7 protein-coding genes and 3 pseudogenes are annotated in these 10,457 nt (G+C 70.3%); 4 read left to right on the top strand and 6 right to left on the bottom strand.

Annotation, left to right across the window (positions count from 1 at the left end; genetic code table 11):
• Positions 1-257, top strand: a pseudogene (locus ACWD0J_RS35135) (hypothetical protein); the annotation flags it as partial.
• A gap of 175 nt (positions 258-432) precedes the next feature.
• Here ACWD0J_RS35135 and ACWD0J_RS35130 read toward each other — a convergent pair.
• The 3 genes and pseudogenes from ACWD0J_RS35130 to ACWD0J_RS35120 form a co-directional block, all read right to left on the bottom strand.
• Positions 433-806: pseudogene (locus ACWD0J_RS35130) on the bottom strand (sigma factor-like helix-turn-helix DNA-binding protein); the annotation flags it as partial.
• Positions 807-1,030: 224 nt separating this feature from the next.
• Positions 1,031-1,840: a TauD/TfdA family dioxygenase gene (locus ACWD0J_RS35125; RefSeq protein ID WP_451499913.1), complete on the bottom strand. Its 810-nt coding sequence runs from the start codon at positions 1,838-1,840 to the stop codon at positions 1,031-1,033.
• A gap of 16 nt (positions 1,841-1,856) precedes the next feature.
• Positions 1,857-3,140, bottom strand: a complete 1,284-nt coding sequence (locus tag ACWD0J_RS35120) for an MFS transporter (protein WP_451499914.1) — start codon at positions 3,138-3,140, stop codon at positions 1,857-1,859.
• 271 nt (positions 3,141-3,411) lie between these two features.
• Here ACWD0J_RS35120 and ACWD0J_RS35115 point away from each other — a divergent pair, with 271 nt between their 5' ends.
• Genes ACWD0J_RS35115 through ACWD0J_RS35105 form a run of 3 tightly spaced genes read left to right on the top strand, consistent with a single transcriptional unit; the run spans position 3,412 to position 6,351 of the window.
• The gene (locus ACWD0J_RS35115; RefSeq protein WP_451499912.1) at positions 3,412-4,428 is read left to right on the top strand and encodes an ABC transporter substrate-binding protein; all 1,017 of its coding nucleotides are present in this window, start codon (positions 3,412-3,414) and stop codon (positions 4,426-4,428) included.
• Positions 4,418-5,545: a FecCD family ABC transporter permease gene (locus tag ACWD0J_RS35110; protein ID WP_451499911.1), complete on the top strand. Its 1,128-nt coding sequence runs from the start codon at positions 4,418-4,420 to the stop codon at positions 5,543-5,545. The genes ACWD0J_RS35115 and ACWD0J_RS35110 overlap by 11 nt, the downstream gene beginning before the upstream one ends.
• Positions 5,542-6,351, top strand: coding sequence for an ABC transporter ATP-binding protein (locus ACWD0J_RS35105; RefSeq protein ID WP_451499910.1), 810 nt, complete (start codon positions 5,542-5,544; stop codon positions 6,349-6,351). The genes ACWD0J_RS35110 and ACWD0J_RS35105 overlap by 4 nt, the downstream gene beginning before the upstream one ends.
• Before the next feature lie 150 nt (positions 6,352-6,501).
• Here ACWD0J_RS35105 and ACWD0J_RS35100 read toward each other — a convergent pair whose 3' ends face one another.
• The 3 genes and pseudogenes from ACWD0J_RS35100 to ACWD0J_RS35090 all read right to left on the bottom strand — a co-directional run bounded on the left by ACWD0J_RS35100 (position 6,502) and on the right by ACWD0J_RS35090 (position 9,808).
• Positions 6,502-7,251: a DUF1775 domain-containing protein gene (locus ACWD0J_RS35100; protein WP_451499909.1), complete on the bottom strand. Its 750-nt coding sequence runs from the start codon at positions 7,249-7,251 to the stop codon at positions 6,502-6,504.
• A gap of 294 nt (positions 7,252-7,545) precedes the next feature.
• Positions 7,546-7,854, bottom strand: a pseudogene (locus ACWD0J_RS35095) (transposase); the annotation flags it as partial.
• 1,288 nt (positions 7,855-9,142) lie between these two features.
• The gene (locus ACWD0J_RS35090; RefSeq protein ID WP_451499908.1) at positions 9,143-9,808 is read right to left on the bottom strand and encodes a restriction endonuclease; all 666 of its coding nucleotides are present in this window, start codon (positions 9,806-9,808) and stop codon (positions 9,143-9,145) included.
• Between the last annotated feature and the right edge of the window lie 649 nt (positions 9,809-10,457).

Raw genomic sequence — 10,457 nt, 5'->3', positions numbered from 1 at the left:
TCGTCCCGGCCGCCCGCGCATGGGTGCCCGACCTCGCCGAAGACGGCCGGATCGGCCTCTACATCGGCGCGCTCTCCTCCGTCTCCGGCCTGATCATCCTCATCGGCAGCGCGGCCACCGGCTCCCTGCTCGACCTGGGGCTCCCGGCCGCCGTCCCCTGGCTCATCCTCGCCACCGTCCCGGCCCTGGCCGTGGCCCTGGTGCCGCGCCGACCGGGAAAGCCCGAGCGAGTCGAGGGTGGGGGCGCGGCGCGCTAACAATTTGCTGGTCAGGACCTCGGCGGTCGTTTCGGTCGCAGGCGCGTCGGCGACCGGCTGTGCCACAGGCCGTCGTCCCAGCGGCTTCCCTGCCAGTCACGGACGCCGAGGGCTCGGACCTGTCGCTGGTCCGGGCCCTCGCCGCGCCCGGTGGGGGGTGCCGTCTCGCGGTTCGTCAGGCCGCGGCGTCGATCAGGGCGGAGCGATCGGCGTCGTTCAGTGACTCGATCAGGCAGATGCGGGCGCGGGCGACCCGCGAGCGGACCGTGCCGACCGGGCAGTCGCTCACGAGTGCCGCCTCCGCGTAGGGCAGGCCGAGGACGAACGCCTCTCGGCTTCGTCGGGCAGCCTGGCCCCCAGCTCGTCGAGCGCGATGCCGTCGTCGAAGCCGGGCAGGCCGCGCGGCTGGGCGCGTTCGGCGGCGCCTTGCCAGTCGTCGGTGTCGGAGTCGCGGGGTCGGGCGGCGGCGTGCCGGAAGCTGTCGACTCGTCGGCGGCTCTCCCGTGACGGCCAGGGCCGGCACGACGGGCACGAACACCCCTGCCACCGAGTCGGCAGCCGCTGCGCCTTCGCCTTTCCGGCCTGGCTTCCGAAGCACCCTGCCACCCCCGGGGAGGACTGCTGGGGTTCTTCCATCACCCGGCCTCCTGGCGGGCGCGCCCGACGGCTCGGACAGCGGGATTTCTTCGAGCCGTACCAGTTACAGAAGTCGGGCTCAGGCAGGAGCAGGTTCCGGTGTGACTCTATGGCGCGCGTCACACGGGGCTGGGGTTTCACCGGGCGTCTGCGCTGCGCAGGGTCAGGATGCGGACGGTGCGCTCGCCGGTGTGTGCGTCCCGGCCGTGCCAGCAGCGGTAGTTGTCGAGGACGAGGATGTCACCCTCGGCGAGTCGGAAGCGCGGCAGTGACGGTTCGAGGCCGTGGACGGCGTCCTGGAAGCGGGCCAGCATGGCGTGCACGTGGCCGGTGTCCGGGTCGCGGTGCAGCGGGATGGCGCCATCGGTGCTGCGGACGATGCGCCGGCCGGTGCGGGTGTACTCGACGTGCCGGCCCACGCGCGGGGTGGCGGGCAGCCCGCGCAGTCCGGCCCACTCGCCGTACAGATCGACGTCGGTGCCGGTGAGGAATTCCAGGAGGGTGGGGTCGGCGGAGGCGAGGCCGTCGACGAAGCCGTACGCGTCGACGGCGAAGGAGTCGCCGCCGGCCGGTGCCGGCCGGACGCATTGGATCAGGACGTGGTCCTCGTCCGGATCGCGCCGCCGGCTGGGGATGCCACCGATGTCGACGACGAGGTCGAAGCTGTCGGCATGCAGGTGGACGGGATCGCCGTCGCGCGAGGTACGCACGCGGTGCGGGTACAGCTCGCGCAGGCGGCTGCCGAGGAGGTGAGCCGCCGCGACGACGAGGGCGTCGGCGGTGTTCTCGTAGCCGGTGAGGACCACCGCACCGTGCAGTTCCAGCAGGGTTCGGGCTTCGTGCTCCCGGCCGCCGGGCACCCGGGCGGGGACGATGCCCGGGTGCCCGGCGGACGCCGGCTGATGGGTGCAAACGGGCTGATGCGTGCCGTGGGCGGGTGAGTTCATGAGGTGGCTGCCCTAATCAGGTGGCGGACTTGGTCTCCGGCGTGACCCCGGAAGCTGTCACGGGGTGGCGGGAGAAGTGGCGGGCGCTGGGCACGAGGGCGGCGGCGGCCGGCGCGACGAAGCAGACCAGCGCGCAGGCCCCGAGGACGCCCCGGGTGCCGAAGGTGTCGATGGCCGGCGCGATGAGGGCGAGGCCGAGCGGGGCGAGGCCGTAGGAGAGCAGGAAGTCCAGGGAGGAGACGCGGGCCAGTTTGTCGGGTTCGACCTCGCGCTGGGTGGCGGTGAACCAGGGCACGTTGAACAACTCGATGCCGATCCCGGCGACGGCGTAGGCGGCCATGATCACGGCGGGGTGCACGGGGAACATCATGCTGAGCGGGGCGAAACCGTAGACGGCCAGACCGGCCAGGGCGGCCCAGCCCTGCGAGCGCGGGCGCCAGCGGGCGACGACGAGAGCGCCTGCGAGGGCTCCGGCGGTGTAGGCGGTCAGCGCTCCGGCGAGCACCACCTCGGTGCCGTACTCGTCGCGGCTGACCAGCGGCAGGGCGACGCCGGTGGCGGAGTAGCCGGTGGCGATGACTGCGGTCAGCGCGGCCAGGCCCGCGAGGAACCATGGGTGCCTGCGGGCCTCGCGTATGCCGTCGGCGAACTCGGCCAGGAACGGGCCCCGTTGGGGCTGCTCGGCTGCGGGAGCGGCCTTGGTGCCGGGGCCTGGGACGAGCGCGGCGACGAGCCAGAGCAGCCCGATGCCCAGCAACAGCGCCCAGGTGCCGAGGAACACGGCGAACAGGGCTGTGAGCGAGGGACCGACGAGGGTCGTGACCCGTACCGCAAGGGTCATGGCGGCGTTGGCCTGCTGCCTGCCCTCGGCGTCGACGACCTCGGCGGTCAGCGCCTGGTAGGCGGGGCGGCAGGCCCCCTGTCCCGCGCCGGCCAGGGCGGTGGCCGCGGCCATCAGCAGGACCGAGCGGCCGAGCCCGACGGCGATCAGCGGAGCCGCTGCGGCTGCGGCCAGGCCGGCCCACAGAACGACGCCCCGACGTGAGTACCGGTCGGCGAGCACGCCTGCGACGGGCACCGCGGCAAGGAATCCCGCGGTGCGGGCGGCGAGCAGCAGGCCGAGGTCGGTGGCCGTGAGGGTGCGGTCGAGCACCGCGAGGCCGAGCACGAACGGCAGGGCCCAGGTGGCCAGGCCCGACGCCGTGGCGCCCGACCAGAGCCGCAGGAAGGCGAGATCGCGCAGGAGCGACCGCGGCTTTCCCGGGGTGGCCGCGGAGGCGGTGGCCGGGGTGGGGGGCATCGGCACGATGTCATGCTCCTGTTGATCGCGATCCTGGTCGGGTTGGCTGCGCAGCCGCCCGCGTTCCTGTTCGGTCGGTTGTCACCAGCCCTCAGCCACACGGTAGTTGGCGGCGGATGGCGCACGGTGGGAACGGGAAGGCCCCCGTGGCGACGACTCCGAGGGCTAGCTTAGTGAAAATCGTTGTCGCTAGAGTACGGTCGGGTCACCCGCACCCGCGGATGGGTCCAAAGCCCCCACACGTTGGCACGTTTCCCAGACCGGAGGTTCCATGCGCCACCCCGCACGCCTCGGCGTCGCTCTGACCCTCGCCTTCGCGGCCCTCGGCTGCTCCGCGTCCGCGGACTCCTCCGGAAAGGGCTCCGCCGACAAGGCCGCCGCGCAGACGACGACCGTGACGAGCTGCGGCCGGAAGCTGTCCTTCGACGAGCCGCCCAAACGCACCGTCACCCTGGATCAGTCCGCCACGGAGACGCTGCTGGAACTCGGCCTATCGGGCCGCATGGCCAGCACGGCCAACCTGAAGACGAAGGTCGCCAAGGAGTACCAGGACACGTACGACAAGGTACCGGTACTCAGCCCCAAGATCCTCACCAGCGAACAACTGCGCGCCGCCACCCCGGACATCGCCGTGGCCTCCTTCACCGACCTGTTCACCAAGGACCAGGTCGGCACCCGTGAGGAACTCGCCGAACTGGACCTGCCCTCCTACGTGAGCGCGGTGGACTGCCCGAAGCAGAACGACCCCGGCAAGACCCCCTTCGACCTCCTCTTCGACGACTACTCGAACTACGGCAAGATTTTCGGCATCGAGGACCGCGCCGCAAAACTGGTCGACGACCAGCAAGCCGTGGTCGACAAGGCCGCCGCCACCGCCGACAAGGTCGAGGGCGAACCGACCGTCGTATGGCTGTACTCCGTTTACAACGGACTGCCCTACGTCGCCGGCAAGACCGGTATGCCCAGCGAGATGAGCCGCCTCGTGGGCGCGAAGAACGCCTTCGACGACGTCGACGAGGACTGGCCGGAGGTCTCCTGGGAGCAGATCGCCGACCGTGACCCCGACTTCATCGTGATCGGCGACCTGTCCGAGCGCGGAGCACCGGGCGACAGCGCCGAGGAGAAGCGCCAGATGATGCGCAAGGACCCGGTGGTGTCCAAGCTGACAGCCGTCCAGAAGAACCGGATCATCGAAGTACCCGGCATCGAGATGGACCCCTCGGTGCGCACCGTGAACACGCTGCGGCTGCTGACGGACGGCGTGAAGGACCTCGGGTATGCCCGCTGATCCGGACACCGCGCCGGGCACGGTGGATCTGCTCCACCCGGCCGCCCGCCGGGTGGAACGGGACGTGCCCGCGCACGCGCCGTCCGTTCCCCCGCAGTCCGGCCCCTCCACGCTGTCACAGGCCACGCTGTTCCTGATCGGGACGGCAGCGCTGGTCACCTCACTCGCGGTATCAATACGCATCGGTGTCGCCGACGTCGGCTACACCGACCTGGCGAGAGTGGTGGGCTCCAGGACGGGCCTGGACGTCGAGCCGCTGCCCCGGCTGGTCGACTCCCTCATCTGGGACCTGCGTGTGCCCCGCGTGCTGATGGCGGCGCTGGTCGGCGCCTCGCTCGCGGTCTGCGGAGCCGTACTGCAGGCGGTCACCCGCAACGCGCTGGCTGACCCCTACCTCCTCGGTGTGTCCACGGGAGCTTCGACCGGGGCCGTGGTGGTGGTCGTCCTCGGCATCGGCGCGAACGCGCTCGGCGTCACCGGCGGGGCGTTCGTCGGCGCGATGCTGTCGTTCGGCCTGCTGCTGCTCCTGCTGCGGCGCACCAGTCTGGACTCCACACGGATCGTGCTGATCGGCGTGGTCGTGTGGTATCTGTTCATGGCCCTGACCTCGCTGATCCTGATGGCTTCCGGGGACGCCGACGCCACTCGCGCGATCACCCACTGGCTGCTGGGCTCGATGGCCCCGGCCCGCTGGGACTCCGTGGTCGTGTGCGCGGCTGTCACCGTGGCCGGGCTGGCGATCGTCTGGCTGCACTCCACCGCCCTCGACGCCTTCGCCTTCGGCACCGACACGGCCTCATCGCTGGGTGTCCACGTCCGGACGGTGCGGTGGGTGATGCTGGTGGTGACGGCCGTGATGACCGCGGTGGCGGTCGCCTCTGTCGGGGCGATCGGCTTCGTGGGACTGATCGTGCCGCACGGCGTCCGTTTCGTCGTCAGCCCGCTGCACCGCTTCCTGCTGCCGTTCTCGGCCCTGGTCGGCGCGGTCTTCCTGGTGTGGACCGACGCCCTCGCCCGCGTGGCCTTCGCACCCCAGGAGGTCCCGGTCGGCGTGTTCACCGCCCTGTTCGGCGTCCCTCTCTTCCTGCTCGTCATGCGCAAACGAGGTGAACTGTGAGGATCTCCGCCGAACGGCTGAGCTGGGCGGCCTCGGGCAAGACCATCGTCCACGGCGTCACCCTGGACATCGCCCCCGGTGAGACGGTCGGCCTGATCGGCCCCAACGGGTCCGGCAAGTCATCACTCCTGCGCTGCCTCGCGGGACTGCGCACCCCGGCCGAAGGCACCGTGCGCTACGACGGCGAGCCGATCCGCGACTGGGACGCGCGCCGGATCGCCCAGCACGTCGCCTTCGTCGACCAGGCCACCGACACCGACAGCGACCTGCGCGTCGCCGACGTCGTCGGCCTCGGCCGCACCCCGTTCCGGGACCGCTGGCGCGGCCCGGACGCCACCGACCGGGCCGTCATCGCCGCCGCCCTCGCCCGCACCGGGCTCACCGAACTCGCCGGCCGGGACTGGAAGTCACTGTCCGGCGGAGAGCGCCAGCGCGCCCACATCGCCCGCGCCCTGGCCCAGCGGCCCTGGTGCATCCTGCTCGACGAGCCGACCAACCACCTGGACGTCAAACACCAGTTGGAGCTGATGGAGCTGCTGGCCGGCACCGACCAGACGGTACTGGTCGCCCTGCACGACCTGTCTCTGGCCGCCCGTTACTGTGGCCGCCTGCTGCTCATGCACCAAGGACGCCTGATCGCCGCCGGGCCGCCCGCCGACGTACTGACCCCCGAGCGGCTGGCCGACGTCTTCGGAGTCGATGCCGAGGTGGGCCCCGACAGACTCGGCAACCTCACGGTCGCCTACCGAGGCACCGCGCCACAGGACGACCGCAGCCGCCCGCCGGCGGCCGTCGAAACCGGCTAGCGATCCCGCTCCACCGGCACCCGCGACTCGCACGCCCTGGGCGGTCCTCTCATCCCCCTGGTTCCGCATGAGCCGGGACGGATCGATACAGCCCTGCGGGGGTCAGCGGGGCGGGCCTCACATCCATCCCCGCCGAGACCTGCCGGGGCCTCAGGCCGGCCCGCGTCGACGGCTCTTGAACCACCATGCCCCGCCAATGAGCAGGACTACGGCAGCGCCGATACCGAGCGGCACGGCAACGGGCATGCCGTCGTCCCCCTCCGTACGGCCCGCCGCAGGCTCCGTCGACGGCGCCGACGTCCCGGTCGTCGACTCGCCGGAGGCACGGTCGGAAGAGGGCGCGGCCGTCGTGGGCTCTGCTGTGGGGCTGGGGCTGGGGCTCACGGGCTTCGCGCCGGGTGCGGCCGACTTCAGGTCCAGGCGCGGGGCGGGATGGCCGTGGCCGTGGCCGCTCTCCTCGTCGTCCAGCTGGATCCAGCGGTCGACCTTGCCGTCGCTGTAGCTCTGCAGGGTCTTGAAGACCAGCGACTTGACCTCGGGCAACTGCCGTACGGTGACGATGTACTCGGCATCCTCCCCTATGGCGAGCTTCGGTCCCGAGACGGTGTAGCCCCGGCTGGTGGGGGCGAGCTTCCAGCCGTCCGGGCCTTCCTTGTAGGTGATGTCTGCGGGGGCGATGCCCTTGGGCAGGATCACCTCCAGTTTGGTGATGCCGGCGGAGTCGGACTCCGACGCCGCGGAGAAGGTCAGGGCGACGTTCTGGTCAAGGGCCCGGGCGCCTTCCGCCTCGACCTCGGCATGGGCCGCGGCCGGTCCCGCGGTGGCGACAGTAACCGCCAACGCGACTGCTGTGAGGGCGCCAAGACGGTGCAGGCTGCTTGCCGTGGTTGGGCGATGCACGGGGATCTCCCTCGTTCCGATGGTGTAGGGGCTGCATTCAAGCGCAGGGCAGGACCTGCGGGCCAGGCCGAGGCACGCGGACGGCACTCCTCCGGCCCGCCTGAGGCACGCGCCGACCGAGGGCGATCGCCGGGCGTACGGCTCAGGCCGCGGCGTCCTGCACGGCTGCGGTCACCTCGTAGCCCGCCTCGGTGAACGCTGTCCGTACGGCGTCGTCGGCGACCGCCTCTCCGCGTGCGATGAGACCGCCTATGCCAGCGGGTGCCTATCGCTGCGCGCCTCGCGGTGCCGGGACGCGTCCGGGTTCGCAAGCGGCGCGATGCGCACCTCGAGCAGCGACAGCCCGGCCAGCACCGTCCGCACCTGCTCGACATCGATCCGGCCGTGGTTCAGGCCTCCGTACATCGCTCCGTGCCCACGCCGATGCTCGGGCAGCAGCGTCAGGTCCACCGGGGACTTCACCGCACCGTCCGCACACAGCACCGCATCCGTCAGCTCGAACAACTCGTCGCGCCGAGCGGTCAGACACTCGTAGAACTCTCCCCGGAAGCGTGACGCTTCCGCGTACGCTTCCCTCCGGGCAGCATCAGGCGGCAGACTCATCCTCACGGCCTTCGTCTCGGTCACGTGCACCTTGGTCGGAGCACATGATCAGACGAAGGCCGTTCCTGCGTCCGGTGATTGTCGGGCTTACGATCAAGTTCGACGGCCGTTCGAGGCCCACATGGGGGCGCAATGTCGGAGATCGCTCAGTGGCTCAAGGACTGGCATGCCTCACATGAACACGAGCTTCGTTCTCGTGGGATTAGCTCTGCAGTGAAGCGGCCCGTCCCAGGAACCCCGTCCCGAGGGCGGCCGAAGGCCACAGCAGTGAGTCTCACACTGGAATCAGACGAGCGCACGGGAACGGTGTTCCTCTGGGAATCGGGGGCCGCTTCGCTGCTCTTCATCGACTCCGGAACCGAGCGCACCTGGCAGGACCATGCGGTGCTCAACTCCGAGAACGAACTGCCACAGATCCTGGCGCCCCTCGTGAAGCTAGTCGAAACAGCTGCCGACAGTAGTTAAAGAACAAGCCGAGAGCCTGTTTCTGAACCCATAGCGTCGCGTGAAGGCGTCACGGCGTGACGCCTTCTGAACGTGAACGCCTCTGGCGGTAGGTCCGGGTGCGGCACCTCGGTGAGCAGTGCAGGGCATCCACCCGCTTGCGGTTGCCGCCCGTGGCCTCGCCGGTGTACCACCAGCTCTTGCAGACCGGGCAGCGCTGCCGCGGCCGGTGGTACGGGCGGCCTTCGCGCAGGGCGGCGGCGAACTCCTTGTTGCTTCGCCACCATTCCTCGCGCTCACGGGGAATCAACACTGGCAGTCGCTTCCTGCCCGACGTGTTAGGCCGACCACCGCAAGGCCCACGAGAAGCGCGACCCCGACCGTAGGGTACTGAAAGGCGATGTACGTACCGCCGGCGCCCGCCAACAGCAGTACGGGGGTGCGGGTGTCGAGACCGTTCACGTTGAACTCCAAAGCCGGGTGAGACGCGGTCCGTCCGCGTCAGGACCGCACCTTGCGGTACGCGAGGATTAGCCCCGCCACTCTCGCGAAAATTCGCACCCCGGCACGGGAAAACACCAGCTCAGACGGCATCAAGCCCGGACAGGCCCGAATGGTGCCCGGGCGATTCCGCCTGGCCGACGCCACCGCCTGGCCGTCGATTCTGCACCAGCAACTGAGCATCGAGACGGCGAAGCGCCCGGCCAGGACGGACTCTTCTGTCTGTTCGTCGTCAGGAAGCAAGCAGCCGTGTTCTCGTAATAGCTACGGCCAAGTGCGTCTGTGGTCATCTGCACTGGTCAGCAGGCCGGCTCGCCTTCGCGATAAACCACGTATTTGCTACTCAGCGAAGCTGTGGAGGCTTCCGGGGCGGTGGGACAGCCGGAAGGATCTCCCACAGCGGCCGTCCGCCCCGGGCCCATCGCTCCAGCACGCGCCGGTCGACCAGGTGCAGGCGCTGCTGCCGGGCGAAGTCGCGGGCAGGCCCGGATATTCTTCCGTTGGTCACCATCACGACGACGTCGCCGCCGTGCACCGGCCGGCCGGTGCCGTTGAGCGTCTGCAGGTCCGGGGTACCGACAGCCGAGCCGTCCAGCCCCTTCCTGCGGTGTTTGCACTGGATCACCCACAACCGGCCGAGCGGATCGTGCCCCTTCACGTCGGCGCCGAGGTCGCCCCGGCCGCCGCAGCGCAGCGCGTCGCGGGAGCCGTCCCGGGCCAGCAGGTCACGTACGGCGATCTCGAAGGCGCTGTGGTGCATGGCGTCCAGCTGGCCGAGCGAGTAGGTCAGGCCCTCGACCCGCAGCTGCGCGGATCGCATCTGGTCAACCTGCTGGTAGATCCAGCCCGCGAGGGCGAGAAGCGCCAGCAGGCCGAGCACGACCAGGACCCACCAGTGCGCCCACACCCACTGTCCGACCTTGACCAGCACCAATCCGACGACCACCAGCCCGCCCAGCGCGATGAGCAGATCGTCATCGCTCTTACGCCGCCGCCGGCGCGGGCCCACCGAAAGCCCCCCGCCGCCAGGGTGCACGGCGCCCCGCGCATCTTCCGGCCGGTGTGATCAACGTCTTCGTATCCCCTGTTCCCGGGCACATTCCCCCCTCGTCCGCAACTCCTCGCCGCTTTCATGACAGCACCCGGCACCGACAGTCGGCCCGCCCTCGGGATCACCCGTCTGAAAATCGCTGGCCGACGCCCAACAGATTGCGACTTTTCGAGGTAGATGACACCGCAGTGCTGGGCTGGCCTGGGCTGCCGAGTTGGGCTGATCGCTCTAGTTGACACGGACTGGTCACTCTTGTTGCCACGTTCGCCTGTTTTTCGGTCTGGTTGACACCAGCTTCGAAGTTCGGTGCTGTTGCGTACGCCTTTGGGCTTCTCTGGTGAGGTGACGTACTTCCGTGGGCGCGTACAGCAGGACGCTGCTGGGGAAGCCGTACAGACGCGGCCTGTCCTGTGGTCTCACCGGTGCCGGTGGGACACGTTGCTGGAGCCGGTGTCGCTGGCCGGGGGCCGGACCGGGCTGGACGTCGGTCCGGGGTGGCAGCAACGGTGGTCGGTGACCTGGCGGCTGGACGGTGAGGAAGTTTCGTACCCGGTCGGGGAGGTGGCTCGGGCTGCTTTGACCGGCCTGGGGTGGTTCTCCTGGCGTC

It is taken from the genome of Streptomyces sp. NPDC003011 (assembly GCF_053591515.1).
This window is presented reverse-complemented; position numbering and strand designations above follow the sequence as displayed.